The organism is Methylotenera versatilis 79 (assembly GCF_000384375.1).
In the GTDB taxonomy this organism is placed as follows: Bacteria; Pseudomonadota; Gammaproteobacteria; order Burkholderiales; family Methylophilaceae; genus Methylotenera_A; species Methylotenera_A versatilis_B.
In genome coordinates, this window is the sequence record NZ_ARVX01000001.1 from 1056896 (window position 1) to 1081296 (window position 24401).

General features: G+C 41.1%; 23 protein-coding genes and 1 pseudogene. 11 read left to right on the top strand and 13 right to left on the bottom strand.

What is annotated here, in order from left to right:
* Positions 1–19 precede the first annotated feature (19 nt).
* Positions 20–1168 carry a MexX/AxyX family multidrug efflux RND transporter periplasmic adaptor subunit gene (locus tag METVE_RS0105270; RefSeq protein ID WP_020167409.1) on the bottom strand — a complete coding sequence of 383 codons (1149 nt, stop codon included), beginning with the start codon at positions 1166–1168 and terminating at the stop codon, positions 20–22.
* A gap of 118 nt (positions 1169–1286) precedes the next feature.
* Between METVE_RS0105270 and METVE_RS0105275 the strand changes: the two genes are divergently transcribed.
* Positions 1287–1925 carry a TetR/AcrR family transcriptional regulator gene (locus tag METVE_RS0105275; protein WP_020167410.1) on the top strand — a complete coding sequence of 213 codons (639 nt, stop codon included), beginning with the start codon at positions 1287–1289 and terminating at the stop codon, positions 1923–1925.
* Positions 1926–2042: 117 nt separating this feature from the next.
* On the opposite strand, the gene METVE_RS0105280 is transcribed toward METVE_RS0105275, so the two are convergent.
* The 4 genes from METVE_RS0105280 to METVE_RS0105295 are packed head-to-tail and all read right to left on the bottom strand — an operon-like array spanning position 2043 to position 7029.
* Positions 2043–2423 (bottom strand): hypothetical protein, encoded by a 381-nt coding sequence (locus tag METVE_RS0105280; RefSeq protein ID WP_020167411.1) that lies wholly within the window; start codon positions 2421–2423, stop codon positions 2043–2045.
* Entirely contained in the window at positions 2420–4195 is a 1776-nt protein-coding gene (locus tag METVE_RS0105285) for a site-specific integrase (protein WP_020167412.1), read from the bottom strand. Before METVE_RS0105285 ends, METVE_RS0105280 begins: the two co-directional genes overlap by 4 nt.
* Positions 4196–4198: 3 nt before the next feature.
* Positions 4199–5869 carry a hypothetical protein gene (locus tag METVE_RS0105290; RefSeq protein ID WP_020167413.1) on the bottom strand — a complete coding sequence of 557 codons (1671 nt, stop codon included), beginning with the start codon at positions 5867–5869 and terminating at the stop codon, positions 4199–4201.
* On the bottom strand, positions 5866–7029 hold the full coding sequence (locus METVE_RS0105295; RefSeq protein ID WP_020167414.1) for a tyrosine-type recombinase/integrase: 1164 nt from the start codon (positions 7027–7029) through the stop codon (positions 5866–5868). Before METVE_RS0105295 ends, METVE_RS0105290 begins: the two co-directional genes overlap by 4 nt.
* A 92-nt stretch (positions 7030–7121) precedes the next feature.
* Here METVE_RS0105295 and METVE_RS12575 point away from each other — a divergent pair.
* Positions 7122–7708, top strand: a pseudogene (locus tag METVE_RS12575) (ATP-binding protein); the annotation flags it as partial.
* A 42-nt stretch (positions 7709–7750) separates the two neighbouring features.
* On the opposite strand, the gene METVE_RS0105310 reads toward METVE_RS12575, so the two are convergent.
* Positions 7751–9079, bottom strand: a complete 1329-nt coding sequence (locus METVE_RS0105310; protein WP_232415398.1) for a sensor histidine kinase — start codon at positions 9077–9079, stop codon at positions 7751–7753.
* 96 nt (positions 9080–9175) lie between these two features.
* The gene (locus METVE_RS0105315; RefSeq protein WP_020167416.1) at positions 9176–9859 is read right to left on the bottom strand and encodes a response regulator; all 684 of its coding nucleotides are present in this window, start codon (positions 9857–9859) and stop codon (positions 9176–9178) included.
* Between the two features lie 282 nt (positions 9860–10141).
* Between METVE_RS0105315 and METVE_RS0105320 the strand changes: the two genes are divergently transcribed.
* The 6 genes from METVE_RS0105320 to METVE_RS0105345 all read left to right on the top strand — a co-directional run bounded on the left by METVE_RS0105320 (position 10142) and on the right by METVE_RS0105345 (position 17406).
* Positions 10142–10339, top strand: coding sequence for a hypothetical protein (locus METVE_RS0105320; RefSeq protein ID WP_020167417.1), 198 nt, complete (start codon positions 10142–10144; stop codon positions 10337–10339).
* 82 nt (positions 10340–10421) lie between these two features.
* Positions 10422–10619 carry a hypothetical protein gene (locus METVE_RS0105325; RefSeq protein ID WP_020167418.1) on the top strand — a complete coding sequence of 66 codons (198 nt, stop codon included), beginning with the start codon at positions 10422–10424 and terminating at the stop codon, positions 10617–10619.
* 204 nt (positions 10620–10823) lie between these two features.
* Entirely contained in the window at positions 10824–14612 is a 3789-nt protein-coding gene (gene metH / locus METVE_RS0105330; protein WP_020167419.1) for a methionine synthase, read from the top strand.
* Positions 14613–14646: 34 nt separating this feature from the next.
* Entirely contained in the window at positions 14647–16044 is a 1398-nt protein-coding gene (gene mpl / locus METVE_RS0105335; protein ID WP_020167420.1) for a UDP-N-acetylmuramate:L-alanyl-gamma-D-glutamyl-meso-diaminopimelate ligase, read from the top strand.
* A 29-nt stretch (positions 16045–16073) separates the two neighbouring features.
* Positions 16074–17063 carry an energy transducer TonB gene (locus METVE_RS0105340; RefSeq protein ID WP_020167421.1) on the top strand — a complete coding sequence of 330 codons (990 nt, stop codon included), beginning with the start codon at positions 16074–16076 and terminating at the stop codon, positions 17061–17063.
* A 28-nt stretch (positions 17064–17091) separates the two neighbouring features.
* Entirely contained in the window at positions 17092–17406 is a 315-nt protein-coding gene (locus METVE_RS0105345) for a (2Fe-2S) ferredoxin domain-containing protein (RefSeq protein ID WP_020167422.1), read from the top strand.
* Positions 17407–17474: 68 nt separating this feature from the next.
* On the opposite strand, the gene METVE_RS0105350 is transcribed toward METVE_RS0105345, so the two are convergent.
* The 4 genes from METVE_RS0105350 to ispH form a co-directional block, all read right to left on the bottom strand.
* On the bottom strand, positions 17475–17903 hold the full coding sequence (locus METVE_RS0105350) for an HIT family protein (RefSeq protein ID WP_020167423.1): 429 nt from the start codon (positions 17901–17903) through the stop codon (positions 17475–17477).
* Positions 17904–19001 carry a quinolinate synthase NadA gene (gene nadA, locus METVE_RS0105355; RefSeq protein ID WP_020167424.1) on the bottom strand — a complete coding sequence of 366 codons (1098 nt, stop codon included), beginning with the start codon at positions 18999–19001 and terminating at the stop codon, positions 17904–17906.
* A gap of 88 nt (positions 19002–19089) precedes the next feature.
* The gene (nudB, locus tag METVE_RS0105360; RefSeq protein ID WP_020167425.1) at positions 19090–19536 is read right to left on the bottom strand and encodes a dihydroneopterin triphosphate diphosphatase; all 447 of its coding nucleotides are present in this window, start codon (positions 19534–19536) and stop codon (positions 19090–19092) included.
* Between the two features lie 45 nt (positions 19537–19581).
* On the bottom strand, positions 19582–20595 hold the full coding sequence (gene ispH, locus METVE_RS0105365) for a 4-hydroxy-3-methylbut-2-enyl diphosphate reductase (protein ID WP_020167426.1): 1014 nt from the start codon (positions 20593–20595) through the stop codon (positions 19582–19584).
* Positions 20596–20700: 105 nt separating this feature from the next.
* On the opposite strand from ispH, the gene purU reads away from it, so the two are divergent.
* Complete coding sequence (gene purU, locus METVE_RS0105370) at positions 20701–21555, top strand: formyltetrahydrofolate deformylase (protein ID WP_020167427.1); 855 nt, start codon at positions 20701–20703, stop codon at positions 21553–21555.
* Between the two features lie 139 nt (positions 21556–21694).
* Here purU and lysA read toward each other — a convergent pair whose 3' ends face one another.
* Both lysA and lptM read right to left on the bottom strand, forming a co-directional pair.
* Positions 21695–22951 carry a diaminopimelate decarboxylase gene (gene lysA, locus METVE_RS0105375; protein WP_020167428.1) on the bottom strand — a complete coding sequence of 419 codons (1257 nt, stop codon included), beginning with the start codon at positions 22949–22951 and terminating at the stop codon, positions 21695–21697.
* Between the two features lie 12 nt (positions 22952–22963).
* On the bottom strand, positions 22964–23194 hold the full coding sequence (gene lptM, locus METVE_RS0105380) for an LPS translocon maturation chaperone LptM (RefSeq protein WP_020167429.1): 231 nt from the start codon (positions 23192–23194) through the stop codon (positions 22964–22966).
* A 233-nt stretch (positions 23195–23427) separates the two neighbouring features.
* On the opposite strand from lptM, the gene METVE_RS0105390 reads away from it, so the two are divergent.
* Together METVE_RS0105390 and METVE_RS0105395 are read left to right on the top strand one after the other, a co-directional pair.
* Positions 23428–23856 carry a type IV pilin protein gene (locus tag METVE_RS0105390; protein WP_020167430.1) on the top strand — a complete coding sequence of 143 codons (429 nt, stop codon included), beginning with the start codon at positions 23428–23430 and terminating at the stop codon, positions 23854–23856.
* Positions 23856–24395, top strand: a complete 540-nt coding sequence (locus METVE_RS0105395) for a GspH/FimT family pseudopilin (RefSeq protein WP_020167431.1) — start codon at positions 23856–23858, stop codon at positions 24393–24395. The genes METVE_RS0105390 and METVE_RS0105395 overlap by 1 nt, the downstream gene beginning before the upstream one ends.
* The last annotated feature ends 6 nt before the right edge of the window (positions 24396–24401 follow it).

Here is a 24401-nt window from a genome sequence, read left to right on the forward strand (position 1 = left end):
TCCTTAAGTTTAATTCTGCTTATTTAGTAGATGTAACGGGCTTTACTTTGGTACCAGGTACCAAAGTAGATAGATTACTGATGATGACACGGTCACCAGCAGCCAAACCTTTGGTGACTATCCACTCCTTACCTTTCATTCCTTTTGTTTCAACATTGGCTACTGTTATCTTGTCTTCACGGTCAACCGTCATTACCTGTGCAGATTTTGATGTTCTAATTAACGCATCTCTTGGGATCAAAATCGCATTCGAAACAATCGCCTGCTCTAAAACTACCTGAACATATGCCCCCGGGAACAACTCTTTATTTGGGTTGCTAAATATTGCACGCATCTCCACTGCATCGGTATTCGCATTCACTGCAAGGTCAGAAAACGAGAGCTTTCCTGTCTGTTGATATGCATTCCCATCCGGCAATATCAGTTTCACTTTCACGTGTTCTCTACTGATCTCTTTTACCTGACCTGATTTAATTTGCTTCTGTAGCGCCATCACATTGGCCGCTGGTTGAGAAAAATTAACGTAGATAGGGTCAATTTGCTCTATGGTTGTGAGCGGCGTCGGTGCATCCTGCCCCACAAGCGCACCTTCCGTTACCAGCGCGCGTCTTGCCACGCCATTAATCGGTGCAGTTACCTTTGCATAGCCTAAATCGAGTTTGGCTTTGTCGAGCTTAGCCTTTGCGGAAAGTACAGCTGCTTTTGCTGCTAACTCTTCTGATGCGGCTGAACGATAATCACGCTGACTCACCGACTGGTCAGAGACTAAATCTTTATATCGATCTAGCTTATCTACAGCATTAAGATGATTAGCTTCTGCAAGTGCTAAAGCCCCCGCCATTTCATCTTTAGCCGCAGCCAATAACTCAGGGTTAATCAAAAACAGTGGCGTGCCTTTTTTAACATCTTGACCTTCTTGATACAGTCTTTCCGTGACAATACCTGCTACTCGGGCGCGCACCTCTGCTTGGCGATACGCCTCTAGTCGACCAGGAATTTCAATCTGTATCGAAGTAGGCGTTTCTTCCGTTGTAATCACTTGCACTTCCATAAGCTGAGCACCTTGCTGACTAGAGTCTGCTGATGGTTGTTTATTACATGCGGTTAATAATATACCCAGAGTGATTAAGATAACGGATGGTGAAAATTTCAAATTGAAACGCATCATAAAAAGATTCCAAAGGTGCTGAGTCGTAAATAATAACCGCTTTTAATTAATTAATCAATCATGACTGATTAATTAATTGGGTATATAATATTTACTTTGTTGCTATTAGGAAATTATTTTGGCTCGCAAAACAAAAGAAGACTCTCAGTTAACACGAGATTTAATATTAGACGCCGCAGAACACGTCATTGTTGAAAAAGGCATGAGCCATACAACAATAGCTAATATTGCAGAAGCATGCGATTTGTCCAGAGGCGCAGTTTACGGGCATTATAAAAGCAAGGTTGATTTGGCTATTGCTATGGTTAACCGCGCTATGGAAAGTACTACCTTAACTCAAAAAGAGCACGGCGAATCTGCATTAACTTATCTTAAAAGATACTGCCTGAATGAGCTCCATTGCTATGCGGATCCTAGTTCCTTGCAGCGTGTCTATCTCATTTTGTATGTACGAGCCGATGACACGCCCGAGCTAATCAAGATTAGGCAAACGTTAGAAAAAAGCAGAGCAGAGTTGATAGAAGGATGTATAAGAGATGCTATTATTAATGGTGAGTTTGATCAGAATATTGATATCACGTTGACTACGCTTTATATACTGTCTCTTATTGACGGAATTTTCTCAGTCATTTTTTGGACACAGGCATATGATGGGAATAAATGGGAGGTTGCAGAAAATCTTTGTTCGCTGGGATTTGACGGTTTAATATCTATTTTTTCTGCTAATAATTCAACGACCCCTTTAAACATTAGTTAAAATTTCCAGATGTCAGCTTTGGGCCGAAGTTTGCCACTGAGTAATCAGTTACAACTAGTGGTTGAGGTGTAATACTCGGAAAAAGTAGCGTTTCCATAACAAATATTTTAGTTCTGGTTAATTTTTACGGATTCTTTTGTCAGAAAGTCTGTTCAACTCAGACTGAAGAATTCTTGTTTTTTCGATTTCTTCATCCAAAGCAGTTTTCAATTCTATACAGGTGTAACTTAATAACTTCACATGTGATTTCAATTTTTTATTTTCCAGCTTTAATGAATCTAAATTCGATTGGCTGGAAAAGGCTCTAGGCTTGCTACGAACAGTTTTGAAAGATTTTATATTTTTTATGAGATGAGGATAGGTTGTATATAGATTAGCTCTACTTACCTCCGCATATGTGCATATTCTTGATACGGAAATCGGAATATTTTCGCGCAAAAAGTAATCGATTGTTGATCTAATTCTAATCTCAATTTCAGAGGCGATAGCATCATTCATGATTTATTGGAGAAATCTGGAGTTAACTTCTGAAGGACATTTATGCTTTTATCCAATCTGGATTTGACTATTGTGATGGTTTGTATCGGCAAATCTTGCTGTTTGAGAAACTCTTCATCTCGAATAACTCTATCTTCCCACCACTTTTTATGTTTTTGTGTCACTGCAAAATTATTGCAATTCACACACGTGTTTGGTTCTCTGAAAATAGGATTGGGTGCTGTATCAGTCCCTTTGCAAGCTGACTGATCTTTGGAGTAGACACAATATCCCCAATCACAAGGAGCTAGAATTACCCCTTCTTTGATCATCATTTTCACAATCGAATTGAGAACCGATCTTCCTCTATATTTAGTATTAGCTTTTTCTCGTATTTTTGTAAGTTTTTCTCCAGCTTTTCCTCCAAGCGTTTCGCAACTCAATAAATCATTTAAGCCAGCTTCAAGATCTTTCTGAGACTCCTCATCAATCAAGTTATGTAACTCAAAGTCAGTCCCCACATAGAACTTATCCAAAATGGCTATATATAAATGGCCATAATGTTGAGCTAACGCTTCTAGTCCTCGTTTGTCTCTTAATACGACAAATTTTGCGAAAGTCTTTCTTGCTTGATGTGGATGTAATCTTGTGTGGCCAATTACTGTTGAGGGTATTCTAAAGTTTGAATTGGAAAACAATCTCATTAAATCACCGATATCTGAGGACCAGTATTTTTTTACTTGAATATAAGGATATGGCAGAGTCGCAAATGTGCATGGGAACTCAAATAGATGTGGGTATTTATTATCAGGAATTAAGGCAGAATGTAGTCTTTCAAGAAAATTTACCGCACTAACAACTGGGAGGGGAATAACCCATTCTCTTGCAAGCCCATTTTTCTTTGCTCCTATTCCTTGTATATACCAATACTTCTGTCCATCTACATGAGTCCGTTCTATGCAGCATCCCATTTTAAAAGATAATAGTTCACTAACTCTGACCCCTGTAAAGAACAAAATTATTACTATCGCTGCACCAACAGAAAGTTTTATGGATTGCCGTAAGACATCTTTCGGAGTTTCATCATCAAGCGACAGGATCTGTTGTAATTGTTTGAATTCAGAATGGCTATAAAAAATTATTTCTAATGCTTTATTGCATTTCTTATACATCTCATCTTTGGTTAAGCCTACTAAGTTGCCACGATTAGCATTATTCAACGCAATGATATTAAGAGTATCTTCAGCATCGTTTTCTATCCACTGCATCGCATCTTTTACTAAAGGAAGGGTGACCTCAATTGGTACTGAGTTCCATATTCTAAGATTAGATCCCTTCTTTAGAATCCTAAAAAATGTTTCAATCTTTGATGGATCTACCTGCAATGGTGAAGGGTATTGAAAACGGAATTCCCAAAGCTTTTCAAATAAAGTTATGTGCTTACGGATTGATTTTTTAGACAGCTTATTTTGATTTTCTTTGACTCTTTCTAAAAGATAATCACAAAGATTCTTTTCAGAAAGATCTTTAAAGCGATAAATGTTGTGACTGATCATCCATCGAATCAAAAGTCTCAAATGATTAGCCCAGCCATTCAACGTACCCGGATTTTGCTCATCAGGGTAAGTGTTAACAAAGAATACATACAAAAACTTCTTTGCACTTTTTCTAAGTTCATATTTCTCATATTTACTATTAATTCGGTCAAAGTGAAACTTCCCCCAATCAAGCTTGTTCTTACGCTCATATAATGGATGATTCCCTAAGTACCAAATATTTTTCGTAATTAGCATGACTTATTCCAGATATGGAACCACCAATTTAGAAATAGCTTCCTTGGCTTTAGCTAAGACCGAGGGATGTACTTTAGGAAGGATTATTTCTTCTAAAGCCTTTTCTGTTGATTCATAGATTACTTTATATCTCTCAATCCATCCGCTTTCTAAAGCGCGTTTTCTTGTGAGTTTAAGTTGTTCTAAACTTGTAAGTAACCTCGTTATGATTTTGTAGTTATCTAGAGGGATAATTGATCCTGGGCATGTCGCACACCCAGTAAAATTTATACAGAGAGTTTCGGTGGAACTACCTGGTGCGATTCCAGCAAAGGGATTTTTACATTGAAAACCAAAGAGAGTATCAGCCGGTTTTAAATCTAATCTCTCAATTTCCTTAATTGTCGTAAAAGCTTGATGTTGGATTGCTTGATGAAAATTTCTTTGTGCGTCAGCAATTAACTTATCCTTAACTTCTTTTGAGGCTTCCTCATTGAGGTATTTAGCCGTCGTTGCAGATGATTGATGATTCAATCGGTCTCTCGCAGCAATTATGCTTTGAGCCGCGCTCTGATGAAGTTCTGCACCAGCACGCCTTAAATCTTTGAAAACAAAATTTGGTAATTGATGTTTATCAATAAACTTTTTTAATTCTAGGTGCAATTGCTGCCAACTTGTTACCGCAATGAATCCGCGTTTATAAGCTAGAAATACATACTTTTTATTGGCTTCAGTTGTATGTTTTCGTAAAGGCTCAGTTAATTGTTGAAGTTGCTTTATTAAATTTGGCGCACTTCTCACCCTTTTAATATTGAAATCAGCTTTTTGTTCGCGTCCAGATCTTTCTTTACTCCAAACTATCCTTTTTCTTTCATCAATTAATGGATGGTCCTTAACGCAATCCAATGTAAGTATTCGCATAGACATTGGATTACCACTACATTGACATAAAATAGCTAGATAAAAAGGAAATATATCTTCACTGTCTGGGTATAAAAGTTTTGATAGATATTTCAATCCTCCTTCTGAAACTGCTTGGACCTTAAGTTTATTGGGCATCTCTCTTAATTTAGGGAATAAACTTGAAGTGGATTGCCGAAGATTATTTAAAACAAAAGCAAGTCTATTATCTTCAGGTTTATCATCGCTGTTGAAAATTAAATTTCTATACTTTTGAATCCTATTAAAAGTTTCGTCGATGTCTAGATAAGCTGCAGATAATATTTTTTTAATGTCATATTCATTTAAGGCAGATTTATGAACTGGTTGCTTTTTTGTGTGTAGTCTAGGCAAATCCATACGCAGATCAGAATCTACTAATCCAGATTTATTCCTACAACACCAAGTAATTAACATCAAGTTCTGATTAAGAATGACCCCTTTATAATTAAGGGAGGAAGGGTATTCGGTCTTCAACCAATTTGAAAAATCTACAACAATGTTAGAGGGTAAAGGAAGAGTATTATTTTGATTTGTAGCTTGTAAGTATTTGCAGAAAGTCTTCAAATGTCTCCAACTAATTTTTTTTGTTTCCATAGTTAATCCACCTTGGAGTGATTCAAAGGCTTCTTTGAAACCATAAGCCAACCCATATGGGATTGGTAAAATGCCAAAGTCTAAGATATTTGAATGATCTATTTTTTTACTAGGACCTAAATCTACGGTTAAATTGTTTGGTAATCTGTATGAGTTCATAGTGCATCTCCATACAAATAATTTAATGTCTCTTCAACTTCTTCAGAATAAATATCTAAAGCTCTTAAGTAAATTTCGGTACTTTCTATAGAAGAATGCCCCATCAAAACTTGAAGTGTTTTTAATGGATTTATAGAGCTGCCAAGTTCAGCATTTCTTTGTAAAAATGAAAGTACAGTGATAGCGAAGGTGTGTCGTAGATGATGTAAGGTTGCTGTGGGTGCGATTGGGGTAATAAATTTTTTGAAAACGATGGATAAGTTCTGACGACTAATCCTTCGCCCATTTTGTGTTAGAAATAAAAATTCTTCTTCACCAGGTTCAGGTATTGAGCGTTTGTGAAAAACGTACCACCATAATTCATCTATCAATTTATTAGTGAGATATACAGTGCCTTGCTTGCCACCCTTACGATCAACTTTAACTTCTCGAAATCCTTCGACTAGCCCATTTATTTGAAGGGGTAAGGTCGATAGTTTGAAAAAACATAATTCAGATCTTCTCATTCCTGTGTAAGCAGCTAATTTGAAAATCAGTGAATATGGATCAGCAGCTGATTTGACAAGCTCCTTTAGCTCAATGGCATTAAGAGCTCTTGGAATTTTCTTTTCTACTCTTAGAAAAAATTTAGCAGAGTAGGATCTGGGAGAACTAAAAGGCTTATTGGTGTAAAAGCTTTTAACAGGTTGGTTGCTGCGTGTTGAAACTAAGAACTTTCCCAAAGGGCTTGAAAAGTGATTGTAAATTTCTGCCCAATGATGAAATCGCAAAACAGTAGATACTTTTTGATTAATTGTATTGTTACTTCTTCTTTTATTTTTAAAAGTATTAGTTAATAAGAAATTTTTATATTTTTGAATGATGCTTTCAGTGACTTCATTTAAAGCATATTTTTCTATATCCAAATAATTGAGATAGGTAACTAATGCCTCTCCATAAGATCGAACGGTATCCCCAGTGATTCCGTTTCCGTATAAACCTGCTTCAGATAGATATTTAGTAGCTGGCCAGTTGATTTCGGTGGATAAAACTAGGCCTAAACCTTTTGTATTTTCGTATGTTCGCGAGATACCATCCAAAATCTTTAGAGGAAAAATATTCTTTTCCACCCCTTCTTTATAGCAATCAGAGGGTAGAATGAAAATGAGTTCAGTATTCATTATTGAATCATCCTTCAAACATTTGAAATGATTACAATGAGCATAAACAATTTGATAGTCATTTGCTACATACAGACAAAATGCAATACCTAATGCCAGAGTTCGATCGCAAAGTATTAGAGGTATTGCGCGAGCCATTAGAAAGTGGCCATATCACCATATCGCGTGCGGCACGCCAAGCAGATTTTCCAGCGTCTTTCCAATTGCTTGCTGCGATGAACCCTTGCCCTTGCGGATATTTAGGCCATTTTAATAATAAGTGTCGTTGCACGCCGGATAATATCGCGCGTTATCGCAGCAAGATTTCTGGGCCATTATTGGATCGTATTGATTTGTTGATTGAAGTGCCCGCGCTTAAAGAAGAAGAGTTAACCACTGCGCAACGTCAGAAAATAGTGATGCCATTCGTGTGCGCGTAGAAAAAGCGCGCAACATACAGTTGCAGCGTCAAGGAAAAGCAAACTTTGCTTTGGGTAGTTTAGAGATTGATGCGCATTGTCAGCCAGATGATGCAGGCTTAACCTTGCTCAAAACCGCCATTTCGCGCTTAAATTTATCTGCGCGTGCGTATCATCGCATTTTAAAAGTGGCCAGAACGATTGCAGATTTATCTGGCGATGTAACGATTAAGCCAGCGCAAATTGCAGAAGCTGTGCAATACAGGCGCGACGCAGGATAACTGCTAAGAATATGCGGTTAATATTTTGATGCTTTTTAAGTGTTAACTTAACGCCGCAAAACGCACCGTAAATAAAGCGCCTAAACCTTCGCCTTTGCTGAAAATAGATACCGTTGCTTGGTGTCTTTCTGCGATTTCTTGCACAATGGTCAAGCCTAAACCGCAACCCGTTTGCTGCGTGCCCAATACGCGATAAAATCGCTCAAAAACCAATGTTTGCTGATCCGCGGCAATGCCGATGCCATCATCTTGCACAGTCAGAAATATATGCTTATTTTCCTGTTTGATGCCAACCGTGATATTGCCGCCATTAAAACTATACAAAATCGCATTTTCAATTAAATTATTGATTAACTCGCGCAGTAAAACCGCATTACCTTTAATCAATAATGTTTTATCCGTAGCGGTAAAACCTAAATCAATATTCTTTTCTAATGCGGTCACCACCCAATCCGAAGTGGTTAATTGGGCTAATTGGCTTAAGTTTAAACTTTCAGTTTCTAAGAAAACACTGCCGCTGGGCTCTGCTTTGGTTAAGCTTAATAATTGATTCACTAAATGCGATAAATTGCCACTGGCCACATTTATTTGGCTCAACGCATGAGAGATTTTTGCTGGATTTATCTCGCGTAAAGCCAATTCTGCCTGCGTTTTAAGGCCAGCTAACGGCGTTCTTAATTGATGCGAGGCATCGGCAATAAAGCGCTGCTGTTTGGCGATATTATTGGCCACTTTGGCTAGTAAATCGTTAAAACTTTCTAATAGCGGTTTTAATTCTGTCGGTGCCGCTGAATGGTCAACAGGACTTAAATCATTGCTATTACGCGCGATTAACTCTGCTTTTAGCTTTTCTAACGGCATTAACCCGCGTTTGATACCAAAAAACAATAACGCACCGACCAGTAAGCCAATTAATAATTGCGGTAACAACAGGCTTAAAATTATCTCATCCGCCATTTGTAGGCGTTTTTGTTGTGTTTCACCTACTAAAATATAAATGTTTTTTTGATTATTTTTTATTTTTGGTAACGCATAAATAATGACTCTTAAATCCTCATCATCCAGACTGGTTTCATAATAGAAAAATTTATCTGCCTTAGGATATTTATTAGGTAGTGGCAAACTCGCATTACTGGAAGCTAAGTCACCATTTGGCCCAATAATACGAAAATACACATAGTCATCTTCATCGAACTCTAAGAGATCTTTGGCAATTTGCGGTAAATGCACTTGTATTTTTGGCGTTTCTAAATCTATTTGTCCCGCCAAAGCCAGCGCTGAACGATACAGCGATTTATCGTAAGCTTGATTGGTAAAATGATTGGCTAAAATGTAGCCTGCGATTATAGAAATAAAAATTAGCGGCAACAAAAGCAATAGCAGCCACTTAAAAAGTTGATTTTTAAGTGAGTTTTGTGGAAAGTGTTTTTTAAAGTTGAGCAATTTAAGCGATTTTGATTTAAAAATTTACGTTTTTGAAGTGTTCAGTTTTTCTTCAAGCAAATAGCCCAAGCCGCGAATGGTGCGAATATTAATATCGGTATGTTCAAGTTTTTTACGTAGCCGATGCAAATAGACCTCTAACGCATTGTCGCTAATATCCGCATCAAAATTACATAACTTATCCAGCATCTGTTCTTTGCTGGCGACTTTGCCGGCTTTTAGCATTAACACTTCTAACACCGCTAATTCGCGTGCCGATAAATTTAGGCTGATTTCATTATAAGCAGCGATGCGATTGGTCATATCAAACTTCAAGCCGCCAACGCTGGTGATTGCGCTGCTGCCCGATTGCCCGCGGCGAATCAATGCGCGCACACGTGCTTCTAATTCTGCCAAGTTAAACGGTTTACTTAAGTAGTCATCCGCGCCTAAATCCAAACCTAGCACGCGATTATCCACATTGTCATTGGCGGTTAAGATCAACACAGGCGTTTTGCTGCCACGCGAACGCAGGCGCTTTAACACTTCAAAACCACCTAATTTGGGTAAGCCTAAATCTAACACCACTAAATCAAATGCTTGATACGCCAAAATGCTATCTGCATCCGAGCCGTTGGTGGCTACATCGATGGCGTAACCCGATTGGATGAGCGAGTTTTTAAGCCCATCCGCCAATACCAAATCATCTTCTACTATAAATATGCGCATATCTCATTATGCATTTTAAAAGCGTTAATTAAAGCACCTCAAAAATAAATTATCTAATTTAATTATCGTAAGGTTGTAGTAAGTTTCGGGTCGTATAGTTTGATTCACAGGCAGCAGATACATCGTTAGCTTGAAACGTAAATACCTTAATACGTGAATAACTAAGTAATACCTTAACGTGAGACTTTAGTTTTAACCAGTTTGATTTAACCACCTTAGATTTAACCGTTTTAAATGTAGTAAAAGTTTAACAAATTAATACAAATGGATTAGGAGAGTAGCATGAGCAAAATTTTATCAGTATTAGCAGTAGGTTTAGTTGCAGGTTCTTTGAGTGTTGGTGCTATGGCAGCAGATGCAGCTAAGCCAGCAGACGTTTCAGCAAGCAAAGCGCCAGCAGCTTCAGTAGTAAAAAAAGATACAGGCGTTAAAGCTTCACTTAAAAAATTGTTACCTAGCGCAAAAAAAGAAGCTAAGTAATATTTAATAAGCAATTTTCAAGATTTAAAAACCGTTTTAAACATTTAATGTAGTTAACTATTCAACATAAAGGAAATTCGACATGAACAAATTATTATCAGTATTATTAACAGGCGTTTTTGCAGCAACTTTAAGCATGGGCGCAATGGCAGCAGATGCAGCCAAACCAGCAGGTGAAGCGGCTTCAGCAGCAACTTCTGCTCCAGCAGCAGATGCTAAAGCACCAGCTAAAGTTGCACATAAGTCACACAAAAAACACGCAGCTCAAAAAGCAAAATAAGCGTGTTGTAACAAGTTTCATTTCATATCTCCCCTGATAGTAAGAAAGCGATGCCTAGCATCGCTTTTTTATTTGCTATTATCAATTAGCCACGCGCGCATAAATCTCATCAGATATTACCGTTAGTTATTGGGCATATTCATTGCCTGACTACATGTTAAAATAAAGGCTTAAATAATGTTTTAAAGCATTTTGAAAGCCTGCATGCAATCCAACGCCATTAACCCTGTAGAAGCTAAACTCCGCGAATTACTTGCTGAACGCATTCTTATTCTAGATGGCGCGATGGGGACGATGATTCAGCAATATAAATTGTCAGAAGCGGATTATCGCGGCGAGCGTTTTGCAGACTTTAAAGCACCAGCAGGCCAGCGTGAACTGTTCGTAAAAGGCAATAACGAGTTATTAAGTCTGACTCAGCCGCAAGTCATTCAAGAGATTCATGAGCAATATTTAGCCGCTGGCGCAGATGTGATTGAAACCAATACATTTGGCGCGACATCCGTTGCGCAAGATGATTACCACATGGCGCATTTGGTGCACGAGATGAACGTAGAGTCTGCCAAACTGGCCAAAGCCGCTTGTTTAAAATACAGCACGCCCGATAAGCCGCGTTACGTGGCAGGCGCATTAGGGCCAACCCCCAAAACCGCCAGTATTTCTCCCGATGTAAATGACCCCGCCGCACGCAACGTGAGCTTTGATCAGTTGGTGAGTGCTTACTTAGAGCAAATCCGTGGCTTGGTAGAAGGCGGCGCAGATATCTTAATGGTGGAAACCATCTTCGATACGCTCAATTGCAAAGCTGCCTTATTTGCTATTGATACGTTTTTTGATGAAGTCGGTTACACCATGCCGCTGATGATTTCAGGCACGGTGACCGATGCATCTGGTCGTATTCTGTCAGGCCAAACAGTGACTGCATTCTGGCATTCTATCCGCCACGCAAAACCACTGACGGTTGGACTTAACTGTGCGTTAGGCGCAACTTTAATGCGCCCTTACGTGGAAGAACTTTCAAAAATAGCCGATACGTTCGTATGTATTTATCCGAATGCTGGCTTGCCGAATCCGATGAGTGATACCGGTTTTGATGAAACGCCCGATGTGACCTCTAGCTTATTGAAAGAATTCGCCAATAGCGGTTTTTTAAATATGGCAGGTGGCTGTTGTGGTACTACGCCAGCGCACATTAACGCGATTTATAACGAAATAAAAGCGTTAACTCCGCGCCATGTGCCAAGCTTTGAACCTGTCACCAAGTTATCAGGTTTAGAGCCGTTTATCATTGATGAAAATTCGCTATATGTGAATGTGGGTGAACGCACCAACGTTACTGGCTCAAAAGCCTTCGCGCGGCTGATTATCAATGAGCAATATGATGAAGCATTAAGTGTCGCGCGCCAGCAGGTGGAAAATGGTGCACAAGTCATCGACATCAATATGGATGAAGGCATGTTGGACGCCGTAAAAGCCATGACGCATTTCTTGAATTTAATCGCGTCTGAGCCAGATATCGCGCGCGTGCCAATTATGATCGATTCCAGTAAATGGAGCGTGATTGAAGCGGGCTTAAAATGCGTGCAAGGCAAAGCCATCGTCAATTCCATCTCCATGAAAGAGGGCGAAGCGGAATTCTTACGCCAAGCCAAATTGTGCCGTCGCTATGGTGCGGCGGTAATTGTGATGGCGTTCGATGAAAAAGGCCAAGCCGATACGTATGCGCGAAAAATCGAAATCTGCAAACGCGCTTACGATTTATTAGTGAGCACAGGCTTTCCGCCAGAAGATATCATTTTTGACCCGAATATCTTCGCCATTGCGACGGGCATTGAAGAACATAATAATTACGCAGTCGATTTTATCGAAGCGACGCGCTGGATTAAACAAAACCTGCCGCATGCCAAAATTTCGGGTGGCGTTTCAAATGTGAGTTTTAGTTTCCGCGGCAATGATCCTGCGCGCGAAGCGATTCATACCGTGTTTTTGTATCACGCCATTAAAGCTGGCATGACCATGGGTATCGTCAACGCGGGCATGATGGGCGTTTACGATGACTTAGCGCCAGAGCTAAAACAGCGTGTGGAAGACGTGGTACTTAACCATATTATTGACCCAAATAATCTCATTGCACCGACCGAACGCTTGATTGAAATTGCCAGCACACTCGTTGCGGGCGGCAAAAAAGAAGCGGCAACGTTAGAGTGGCGCGGCACACCTGAAAACCCAGTGCCTGTTGAAAAGCGTTTAAGTCACGCCATGGTGCATGGTATTACCGACTTTATCGTGCAAGATACCGAAGAAGCGCGTGCAGCGGTTGAAAAATCGGGTGGTCGTCCGATTCATGTGATTGAAGGTCCGTTGATGGACGGCATGAACGTGGTGGGAGATTTGTTCGGGCAAGGCAAAATGTTCTTACCGCAAGTGGTTAAGTCTGCGCGCGTGATGAAAACCGCTGTTGCACATTTGATTCCGTATATCGAAGCAGAAAAAGCGCTAGAACAAAAGCGCACTGGCGTGGTTGCTAAGCCTAAAGGCAAAATGGTCATTGCCACGGTAAAAGGCGATGTACATGATATCGGCAAAAATATCGTCAGCGTTGTGCTGCAATGTAACAATTTTGAAGTAGTGAATATGGGTGTAATGGTGCCAGCGGCGGAAATTTTAGCCATGGCCAAGGCAGAAAATGCCGATATTATTGGGTTAAGTGGACTGATTACGCCATCATTGGAAGAGATGACATATATTGCCAAAGAAATGCAGCGCGACCCGTATTTTAGCGATGCAAAAACACCGTTGTTGATTGGCGGTGCTACCACTTCGCGGGCGCATACCGCAGTAAAAATCGCCCCATTTTATGATGGCCCAATCGTCTATGTGCCAGATGCCTCGCGCTCCGTCACCGTGATGCAAAACCTGCTCACGCCCGAAACGCGTGGCGCGTATCTAGCTGAGATTCAAGCCGATTATGAAAAAGCGCGCACGCAACACGCCAATAAAAAAGGCGTGCCACTATTAACTATCGCGGATGCCAGAAAAAACAAAATACAGCTTTCGTTTGAAGGCGAATTTGCACCTGTTAAACCTAAATTTATCGGCCGTCGCGTCTTTAAGAATATCGATTTAAGTTTAATTGCGCAGTATATTGATTGGGGTCCGTTCTTTCAAACTTGGGATCTAGCGGGTTTTTACCCCGCCATTTTGACTGACGAAGTGGTTGGCGAAGCCGCGACAAAAGTATTCGCCGAAGGTAAAGCGATGCTGAAAAAAATCATCGATGGTCGCTGGTTAACCGCCAATGGCGTGATTGCACTAATGCCCGCCAATACCGTCAATGATGACGATATTGAAATCTACACCGATGAAGCACGTAGCCAAGTTGCGTTTACGTACTACGGCATGCGCCAGCAAAGTGTTAAGCCAGTGATTAATGGAGTGCCGCGCCCTAATCAATGCTTAAGCGATTTTATCGCGCCTAAAGGCACAGATGATTATATTGGTTTGTTTGCAGTCACAGGCGGACTCGGTACAGACAAAATTGAAAAGCGCTTTGCAGATGCTCATGATGATTTTAGCGGCATTATGTTTAAAGCCTTGGCCGACCGCTTCGCTGAAGCCTTTGCTGAATATATGCACGAACGCGTGCGCACCGATTTTTGGGGTTACGCGGCTGACGAAAAGTTAGATACAGGTGCATTGATTAAAGAACAATATCAAGGCATCCGTCCTGCGCCTGGTTACCCAGCATGTCCAGACCACACAGTAAAACCCGATATGTTTAACCTGCTACAAGCCGAAGAAATCGGCATGCAACTCACAGAATCGTTCGCCATGTTACCCGCCGCCGCCGTTTCGGGTTTCTACTTTGCACATAAAGAAGCTAAATATTTCAGCGTAGATAAAATCGGTATGGATCAGTTGGAAGATATGGCGAAGCGCAGAGATTTGCCGAAAGAATATTTAGAGCGTTGGTTAAGTCCGAATTTGGGTTAACCCTTAAGTTATTTTAAACAGTTAAAATCATATTATGCACATTCACATCTTAGGTATTTGCGGTACATTTATGGGCGGCATAGCGGTGCTGGCGAAGCAGGCAGGGCATCGCGTGACAGGCTGCGATGCTAACGTTTATCCGCCAATGAGTACGCAACTGCAAGCGCAGGGTATTGAGTTAATAGAAGGTTTTGACCCAAATCAAACTGAGCTAAATCCAGATATTTACGTGATTGGCAATGTAGTTTCGCGCGGCAATCCTTTAATGGAAGAAATTCTGAATAAAGGTTTGCCTTATATTTCTGGTCCACAATGGTTGGCAGAGAATGTGTTGCAAGGTAAATGGGTGTTAGCTGTTGCGGGTACGCATGGTAAGACAACGACCAGCTCAATGTTGGCTTGGATATTGGAATATGCAGGTTTGGCGCCAGGTTTTTTAATCGGCGGTGTACCGCAAAACTTTGATGTTTCAGCACGTTTGCCACAGGCACCAGTTCAAGATAAAAAAAGCATCTCACCTTTTTTTGTGATTGAAGCCGATGAATACGACACCGCTTTTTTTGATAAACGTTCAAAATTTGTGCATTACCGCCCGCGCACTGCTGTATTAAATAATCTAGAATTTGACCATGCTGATATCTTTGATGATTTAGCAGCGATTGAAAAACAGTTTCACCATCTAGTGCGCACAGTTCCGCAGCAGGGTTTAGTGGTGGCGAATGGTAAAGAATCCAGTTTGAATCGTGTGATTGAAAAAGGTTGTTGGACGCCAGTGGAAAAATTCGGCACGGATGCGGATTGGCAGGCTGAAAACGCGGCAGGTGATGGCAGTTTTGACGTGGTTTATCAAAGCAAACCGCAGGGCCGCGTGAATTGGGATTTATTGGGTGAGCATAATCGTATGAATGCGCTGGCAAGTATTGCGGCTGCACGCCATATAGGCGTTTCTACGGATGTGAGTATCGCCGCATTGACGGAATTTAAAAACGTTAAACGCCGCATGGAAATCAAGGGCGTTGTGAATAACATCACTGTTTATGATGACTTTGCGCATCATCCAACGGCGATTGAAACGACAGTGGCTGGTTTACGCGCCAAGATCGGCGATGTTAAAACGACAGGCGCGCGTATATTAGCGGTGCTTGAGCCTAGAAGTAATACCATGAAATTAGGCGTGATGAAAGACGCATTGCCTGCCAGCTTGAAAGACGCAGATTTGGTATTTTGCTACGGTGCGAATTTAGGCTGGGATGCGGCAGATGCATTAAAATCGATTGCGCATAAAGCGCAAACCTTTGATGATTTAAACTTGTTAGTCAAAGCGATTAGCGGTGCAGGAAAACAGGGCGATCATATTTTGGTGATGAGTAACGGCGGTTTTGGCGGCGTGCATCAAAAAATTCTGGATGCGCTGAATGTTTCACAATCTTGAGCAAGTAAATCTTTAACGGAAAATAAAGTTTGAGTGCTGTGCTGAAACAATCCGAATTGGCAGTTAAGTCGACAAAGGTGAGTTATTTGTCGACTTTCAGCGCAATTGGTGTTGCCATTGCTATTTCTATTATTGTGCATTTGGTGATATTAACCATTCATTTTGAGCCAGAACTCAAACGCCTCGCCAATAAACTACCTTCGTTAGATGTGGTGTTGGTGAACGCTAAAACCAAAAATGCGCCAGACAAAGCCGAGTTATTAGCACAAGCTAATTTGGATCGTGGTGGTAATACCGATGCGAATCGGCAAATGAAAACGGCATTGCCAGCACCCAAGCAAAAAACTACAGAAGTAAAATTGAAGCCGAGCGCAGATGCGCACAGCGCGGCAAAAGCGGCCAAACTAAAAGCGCAGGAATCGCGTGAGCAAAAGCGCGTAGATGTTTTAGAAAAACAAGCGCAAGAATTGTTAACCCAATTGAATGCCACAAAAAAAGTAGAGTCGAATCCTACGCAAGATGCCGCCTCAGCTGACCCTGAACAAGGTGAGCAAAAAGCCATTACGAAATCACTTAATCGCGCTGATTTGATTGCAGCCAGTATTGAAATTGACCGTTTAGAGGCGCAAATCGCCAAACAACAAGACGAGTATCAAAAGCGCCCAAAAAGAAGATTTATTGGCGCGCGCACCAAAGAAGCCAGTGACGCGATGTATTTGGAAGCATGGCGGCAAAAGGTGGAGCGTATCGGCAATATGAATTATCCAGAAGCCGCGCGCAATCAAAAAATCTATGGACAATTGCGCATGACTGTATCGATTAAATCGGATGGCAGCATTGAAAAGATTGATATTGATAAAAGTTCTGGCTCTAAAGTGCTGGATGAAGCGGCTAAAAATATTGTTTATTTGGCGGCGCCATATGCCAGATTTACCGATGATATGAAGAAAAATACCGATATTTTGGGGATTACAAGAACGTGGACTTTTACGCAGGAAGATGCATTGGCAACCCAATGATTTTGAAGCAAAATGAGCTTAATTAATGATGAATAATCACTTTAAACATCATGTCTTTTTTTGCCTGAACCAGCGTCCAGATGGCGAATCCTGTTGCCAAGATAAAGGTGCAGAAGCGGCATTTGATTACATGAAATCACGTGTAAAAAAACTCGGTTTAAATGGTGAAGGCAAAGTACGTATTAACCGTGCTGGCTGTTTCGATCGCTGCGAATTAGGGCCATTATTAATTGTTTATCCACAAGCGATTTGGTACACATTTGTAGATAATGACGATATTGAAGAAATTATTGAAAGCCATTTGATCAATGACAAAATAGTGACTCGACTAGTAGTTGAGTAATAGCCTTGAGAAATATTGACTGAATAATAGTGTTAACTAAAACTAGTTAATTAAAGCTAAATGGTTTGCTAGACGACTAAAGCGCATTCAATATGCGCTTTAATTTTTTGTTTTAAAGTTTCTAAGGCTGCGGCATTTAAGCTAAAAGGCTGACCATCGCGCATCGTTTCGCCCCAATGAGAGTTAGGGAAATGCTTGTCATTTTCAAAACGCGGAATCACATGCCAATGTACATGCGGCGTTTTATTGCCCAAGCTGGCCAAGTTTATTTTATCAGCATGCGTAATTTCTCTTAACGCTAATTCAACCGCAAAAACCGTTTTCATCGTTCTTGCGCGTTGATGTGGCGTTAAATTGGTCATTTCTTTGATATGTTCAAGCAATTCAACGCGGCAATAAGCAGGGTAATCCGCATCTTTCAACAGCACCACGCGGCAAAAATCATCTTGCCACAAAATTTGGTGCAGGCTTGGTTTACATAAATCGCAATCGTTCAATTATGAGGCCGCCAGCATGCGGTCTAAAGTCAGTTTGGCCAGTTTGGCATCATGTTCCGGTACTTTGATCTGATTGACGATTTTACCTTCAGCCAGATTTTCCAATGTCCAAGCCAAGTGCTGCGGGTCAATACGCGCCATGGTCGAACATTCGCACACTACATGGCTCATAAATTGTACTAATTTGCCTTGCGGTTTCATTTGCTCGGCTAAACGATTGACCAAGTTTAGTTCAGTGCCGACTAGCCATTTGGTATTTGGCGCCGCTTCACTCACGGTTTTTAAAATATATTCGGTAGAACCCACGAAATCTGAATTCAGACACACTTCAAATGGCGCTTCTGGGTGCGAAATCACGATGCCATCAGGATGATCCGCGCGGAATTTGGTAATGTTTTGCAACCTGAACATCTGGTGAACGGCGCAATGGCCTTTCCACAATAGAATCTTAGCATTTTTAATTTCTTCAACGGTTAAGCCGCCCATAGGCTGATCTGGATCCCAAATCGGCATTTGTTCTAATGGAATACCCATTTTATGGCCAGACCAGCGACCTAGATTTTGGTCAGGGAAAAATAGCACTTTTTCGCGCTGCGCAAAACTCCATTCTAAGATTTTTGGTGCGTTAGTGCTGGTGCAAACGATACCACCGTGCTCGCCGCAAAATGCTTTTAAATCGGCAGCGGAGTTGATGTAAGTAACAGGTGTGATTGTTTCATCAAAGTCCAACACTTTGCTCAGTTCTCGATAACTGCGTTCTACTTTAGCCAGATTCGCCATGTCAGCCATGCTGCAACCCGCAGCCAAGTCTGGCAATACAACAACTTGTTCTGGGCGGCTTAAAATATCTGCCACTTCTGCCATAAAATGCACGCCTAAAAATACAATAAATTCTGCATCTAAATCTTCGCAATAACGCGATAGTTTAAGTGAATCGCCTGTGAAATCGGCGTGGCGGTAAACCGCTTCATTTTGATAATGGTGGCCCAAAATGACCAAGCGTTTACCGAGTTTGTTGCGCGCGGCAATAATGCGGCGCTGGCAGTCGGCATCGTCTACTGCCTGATATTTTTCAAATTTTATGGTTGCTGTTTGCATATGGGTTTGAGTTTGTGAACCTTGAAAGGTTTATTTTATAACTTTATATTTATTGAAAGATTTTTGCTAAGTAATTTTATAAGCGATGTTATAAAACTAAATCATGTCTTTCACCTAATTTTTTAAGCGCGTCGATATTCGTCCAAGAAAAAACGCGACTCGCTGCCTCACGCCAATCTACCCACTCATAACGAATATGCTCATCTGGCGCTAGTGTAATCGGTAAAGGTTGCGGCAATTCCAAACCAAACAAATGCTCTATATTTTCAACTACGTCTGGCGCATAACGATGCCGCCAATGCGGATAGATTTCGTAAATATTACTGGCTTGCCAGTCCTGCAAATCATATTGATTAGTATCTAGCCCAGTTTCTTCCAGTACTTCACGAATCGCCGCCTGTCTTGGCGTTTCATTACCTTCTATGCTGCCCGTTACAGATTGCCAAAAGCCTGCTTTATCCGCGCGTTCCATGATTAATACTTGCAAATCTTTGGTATGAATCAGCACAAGTGCCGAAATAGGTGTTTTAAACACAGTGAATAAATCTTTTATCAGTATTTAAGTGTGCGATTTGCGGGATTATTCTTTGTTGGTTTTCACTGCATTGATTAAGTTTTTGGGCAGTTGAAACACTACGCTTTCAATCACGCCATGCAACTCGGTTACTTCAGCTGCGCCTAAAGCTTGCAACTTCGCAATCACTTCTTTCACTAAAACTTCAGGTGCAGATGCGCCAGCGGAAACGCCTATTTTCTTTTTACCAATCAACCACTCGGATTTTAAATAGCTAGCGTTGTCCACCATATAGGCCTCAACACCTTGATTTTGCGCGACTTCCCTTAATCGGTTGGAGTTTGAACTATTGGGTGAACCGACCACGATCACTAAATCGCAATCTTTCGCCATGATCTTGACCGCATCTTGGCGATTTTGCGTGGCATAACAAATGTCATCGCTTTTAGGTGCTTTAATCTGCGGGAATTTGGCTTTAAGCGCATCAATCACCAATGCCGCATCGTCCATAGAAAGCGTAGTTTGCGTAACAAAAGCCAGTTTTTCAGTATTTTTAACGGTTAAGTTCAGTACATCTTCAGGCGTTTCCACCAAATACATCCCTAAATCAGCAGGATTATCTTCAACATGGTCGTCTTCAGCTTGCCCCATAGTCCCCTCAACTTCTGGGTGACCTTTGTGCCCAATCATCACGATTTCCATACCGGCCTGGCGCATTTTGGCGACTTCAATATGCACTTTCGTGACCAGCGGGCAAGTCGCATCAAATGCGGTTAATCCGCGTGATTCAGCTTCTCGTCTAACTGCTTTTGAAACACCGTGTGCGCTAAAAATCACCGTGCTACCAGTCGGAATTTTGTCTAGTTCATTGACAAAAATAGCGCCTTTGGCCCGCAGTCCGTCTACCACAAATTTATTGTGGACAACTTCGTTACGCACATAAATCGGCGCGCCAAATTTTTCTAAGGCCTGTTCAACAATAATAATCGCGCGATCAACACCCGCACAGAATCCGCGTGGATTCGCTAAAACGATATTAGCTGGTGCTGTGGCAGCTGGTTTTGTAAGGGCTTCACTCATAATTTAAATGGTTAACTGCATGTGATTAGTTAGTCATTATAATTCGGTATAATGGCACAAATTTTTAATTAAACAGCTGTAAAACAACGGCTGTAAAATAATGATATGAAAAATACCGCAACATTACTGATTACCTGCCCAGATGCTAAAGGCATCGTGGCGGCTATTGCTGATTTTTTGTATCAGCACAATGCCAATATTTTACACGCAGACCAGCATCAAGATGCAGAAAATAATCTATTTTTAATGCGTGTGGAATGGGATGTTGCCAATTTCAATTTAGCTGAAAACGATTTTGAGCCAGCATTTGCGCCGATAGCTAGCAAATTTAATATGCATTGGCAGCTTAAACTGTCGCAACATAAAACGCGTGTGGCGATTATGGTTTCGCAATACGATCATTGTTTAGCCGATTTATTGCATCGCCACAAAAGTGGCGAATTGGCTTGTGACATACCGTTAATTATCAGTAATCATCGTGACACTGAAGCTTTAGTAAAATTTTACGGCATCGATTTTCACTATATTGAAGTGAATAAAGACAACAAACCGGCGGCTGAGGCCGCGCAGTTTAAATTGTTTGCGGATTACAATATTGACCTCATCGTGCTGGCGCGTTATATGCAGATTTTGTCGCCCGATTTTGTGGCGCGTTATCCGCAAAAAATCATTAATATCCATCACTCATTCTTACCGGCATTTATTGGCGCGCGCCCTTACCATCGCGCGTTTGAACGCGGCGTTAAATTGATTGGCGCAACGGGACATTATGTGACAGAAGTGCTAGATGAAGGCCCGATTATCGAGCAGGATATTGATCGTATTTCGCATCGCGACCAAGTAGAAGATTTGATTCAAAAAGGCCGCGATTTAGAGCGCATTGTATTAAGCAAAGCCGTACGCTGGCATATTGAAAATCGTATTTTGCTTTATGCGAATAAAACGGTGATTTTTGATTAAATTGAGAGGTTAAGTTTTTAACGCATACAAAACTTAACACTTAAAAAGTCACAAAAAAGCGAGGATTGATTCCTCGCTTTTTTCTTGCGTAACTTGTATTAACTAGATTAAATAAAACACTCTTTTTAAGCGCGTTAAATTAAGGTAATAATTGCTCAAGCGCAAATAAATCTGCAATTTTTTCGCGTTGGCGAATCAAATGTATTTGGTCGCCATCTACCATCACCTCCGCCGCACGGCCGCGCGTGTTGTAGTTACTCGCCATACTCATACCATAAGCACCAGCAGATTTAATGGCTAATAAATCTCCTTCCGCTAACTTAAATGTACGGTCATGACCTAAAAAATCGCCACTTTCACAAACTGGCCCTACGATTTCATAAGTGTCTGCTTCGCCTTCGCGTGGATTCACCGCAACAATATCGTGGTAAGCATCATATAATGCGGGGCGCATCAAATCATTCATCGCGGCGTCAACTATAGCGAAATTCTTACTTTCGGTATGTTTCAGATATTCTACTTTTGTGAGTAATACGCCAGCATTTCCCACCAAAGCGCGGCCTGGTTCAAATAATACTTTGACATTTTTATGCGCCAATTTAGCCAAAATGGCTTTGGCGTACACTTCAAATTCTGGCGGTGTTTCATCAGAGTAAGTGATGCCAATACCGCCGCCTACATCAATATGCGAAATGACAATATTCTTAGCGGCAAGCGTATCTACCAAGCCCAAAATCAAATCAAGCGCCTCAATAAACGGCGCTAATTCAGTGATTTGTGAGCCGATATGGCAATCAACGCCGTGTACCGCAATATTTGACATAACGGCAGCTTGTTCATAAACCGCAATCGCATCTTCAAACGCCACGCCAAATTTATTGTTTTTTAAACCCGTAGAAATATAAGGGTGTGTTTTTGCATCTACATTCGGGTTAACTCGTAACGAAACTGGTGCGATTTTGCCCATTTCACCCGCGACTTGGTTTAGTCGCGCTAACTCGCTGGCTGATTCCACATTAAAGCAAAAAATACCAGCGTTTAATGCTGCGCGCATTTCGTCTGCACTTTTACCTACACCAGAAAAAACAATCTTTTGCGGATCGCCGCCTGCGGCTAAAACACGCGCTAATTCACCGCCAGAAACAATATCAAACCCTGCGCCCAATTTTGCGAATAGATTCAAGATAGCAATATTGGGGTTAGCTTTTACAGCAAAACAGACCAAATGATCTGTGCCAGCTAGACCAGCTTTAAAATTGTTAAAGGCTTGGGTTAAGGCAAATTTTGAATACACATAACAAGGCGTAGCGAACTGCGCAGCGATTTGGCTTAAAGCCACATTTTCGGCATGTAAATTGCCATTTTTAAAATCAAACACTTTTTTAGAATCAAACATAGGCACAATTAATTAGTAATCTTTAACAGTTGGTGGGGTTGCAATCGGCGGGATGATAGGCGCTTTTTCTTTATTTGGGTTAGTTGATTCAGGCGTAGCTGGATGCTCAACGCCTTGCGGATAACGTTGCTCAGGAATATACAACGGCCCTTTGGTGCCGCAAGCTGTTAGCGTGCTACAAATGGCTAATAACAGAAAATTTAAGGTGAATTTAGTGTTAAGTTTAATATTAAGCTTAAGCATTTACGCTCCTAATCGTCCAGCAATAGCAATAGCAATAGCAATAAAGACATATTTTAACATTAATGTGTATATAGGGCAGTTTGCGGTTCGCTAATTGAGCACAAATACCCGTTAAGCACGAATAAAAGCATTCCATTGCCGTTAATGCTGCAAATTTTACCGATTATCGGATACTGCTCGCATAGTGATTTTGACTTTGGCATGATGCAAATAAGCAAAAAAGGGTATTGATGATGAACACTTTAAAACGGTTGCAAAAAGGCTTTACGCTGGTTGAGATTATGATTGTGGTGGCGATTATTGGGATTTTGGCTTCGGTTGCGATACCTAGTTATCAAGATTATGTCAAAAAAGGTAAAGCTGCAGAAGCTACTGCGACACTGGCTGATTTACGCATAAAAATGGAGCAATGTTTTCAAGATAATCGCAGTTATGCAGGATGTGCAGCTTTTTGTGCGCCGACAAGCGGTGCGGTAAATTTTAGCTATGCATGTGCCGCAACACCTGATGCTTTAACTTATAACATTGTTGCAACAGGGGTATCAGGCAAAGGCATGACAGGCTTTTCCTACAGCGTCAATCAAAGTAACGCTAAAACTTCTAAATACGATGGTTCGGCTGAAAAAGCGTGCTGGGTAACTAGTAAAACTGGTACATGCTAATGTCTTCAAATGAAAAATCATTAGGCTTTACGCTGATTGAGCTAATGGTAGTTGTGGCAGTTGTCGGCATTCTAGCCGCACTGGCACTACCTAGTTATACGCAGATGATTCAAAACACTAGAATTAAAACAGCCGCTGAATCCATTCAAAATGGTCTGCAAGTGGCGCGTGCAGAGGCAGTTAAGCGTAACCAGCCTGTGCAGTTTGATTTGCGCGGAACAGATTCTGCTTGGACAGTATGTGTGGCTCCAGCTTCAGGCCCATGTCCAGCTTCTGATAATGCGAGCACTATTCAAAGTCGAGGTGCAGGTGAAGGCTCTTCTACAGATATTGATGTGGTTGTTAATAATGCTGGACCTTATGTGTTTAACAGCCTCGGTGTACCTACACCCACCGCCACTTTTACGATTGATAACACCGCGATTTCTGAAGATGATAGTCGTGAGTTGAGAGTTATTCTGGGCGCTGGTGGCAGTGTAAGGGTTTGTGATCCAAATTTAGATGCTTCTGGAACTGACCCGCGCAGATGCAGCATATGAAAAGGA

Excerpts from the sequence above, each read along its gene's own strand:
- METVE_RS0105290 (WP_020167413.1), bottom strand. The coding sequence starts at position 5,869 with ATGAACTCATACAGATTACCAAACAATTTAACCGTAGATTTAGGTCCT.
- METVE_RS0105325 (WP_020167418.1), top strand. The coding sequence starts at position 10,422 with ATGAACAAATTATTATCAGTATTATTAACAGGCGTTTTTGCAGCAACT.
- METVE_RS0105270 (WP_020167409.1), bottom strand. The coding sequence starts at position 1,168 with ATGATGCGTTTCAATTTGAAATTTTCACCATCCGTTATCTTAATCACT.
- METVE_RS0105280 (WP_020167411.1), bottom strand. The coding sequence starts at position 2,423 with ATGAATGATGCTATCGCCTCTGAAATTGAGATTAGAATTAGATCAACA.
- METVE_RS0105295 (WP_020167414.1), bottom strand. The coding sequence starts at position 7,029 with ATGAATACTGAACTCATTTTCATTCTACCCTCTGATTGCTATAAAGAA.
- METVE_RS0105390 (WP_020167430.1), top strand. The coding sequence starts at position 23,428 with ATGAACACTTTAAAACGGTTGCAAAAAGGCTTTACGCTGGTTGAGATT.
- nadA (WP_020167424.1), bottom strand. The coding sequence starts at position 19,001 with ATGCAAACAGCAACCATAAAATTTGAAAAATATCAGGCAGTAGACGAT.
- METVE_RS0105285 (WP_020167412.1), bottom strand. The coding sequence starts at position 4,195 with ATGCTAATTACGAAAAATATTTGGTACTTAGGGAATCATCCATTATAT.
- lptM (WP_020167429.1), bottom strand. The coding sequence starts at position 23,194 with ATGCTTAAGCTTAATATTAAACTTAACACTAAATTCACCTTAAATTTT.
- ispH (WP_020167426.1), bottom strand. The coding sequence starts at position 20,595 with ATGAGTGAAGCCCTTACAAAACCAGCTGCCACAGCACCAGCTAATATC.
- metH (WP_020167419.1), top strand. The coding sequence starts at position 10,824 with ATGCAATCCAACGCCATTAACCCTGTAGAAGCTAAACTCCGCGAATTA.
- METVE_RS0105395 (WP_020167431.1), top strand. The coding sequence starts at position 23,856 with ATGTCTTCAAATGAAAAATCATTAGGCTTTACGCTGATTGAGCTAATG.
- mpl (WP_020167420.1), top strand. The coding sequence starts at position 14,647 with ATGCACATTCACATCTTAGGTATTTGCGGTACATTTATGGGCGGCATA.
- purU (WP_020167427.1), top strand. The coding sequence starts at position 20,701 with ATGAAAAATACCGCAACATTACTGATTACCTGCCCAGATGCTAAAGGC.
- lysA (WP_020167428.1), bottom strand. The coding sequence starts at position 22,951 with ATGTTTGATTCTAAAAAAGTGTTTGATTTTAAAAATGGCAATTTACAT.
- METVE_RS0105345 (WP_020167422.1), top strand. The coding sequence starts at position 17,092 with ATGAATAATCACTTTAAACATCATGTCTTTTTTTGCCTGAACCAGCGT.
- METVE_RS0105315 (WP_020167416.1), bottom strand. The coding sequence starts at position 9,859 with ATGCGCATATTTATAGTAGAAGATGATTTGGTATTGGCGGATGGGCTT.
- METVE_RS0105320 (WP_020167417.1), top strand. The coding sequence starts at position 10,142 with ATGAGCAAAATTTTATCAGTATTAGCAGTAGGTTTAGTTGCAGGTTCT.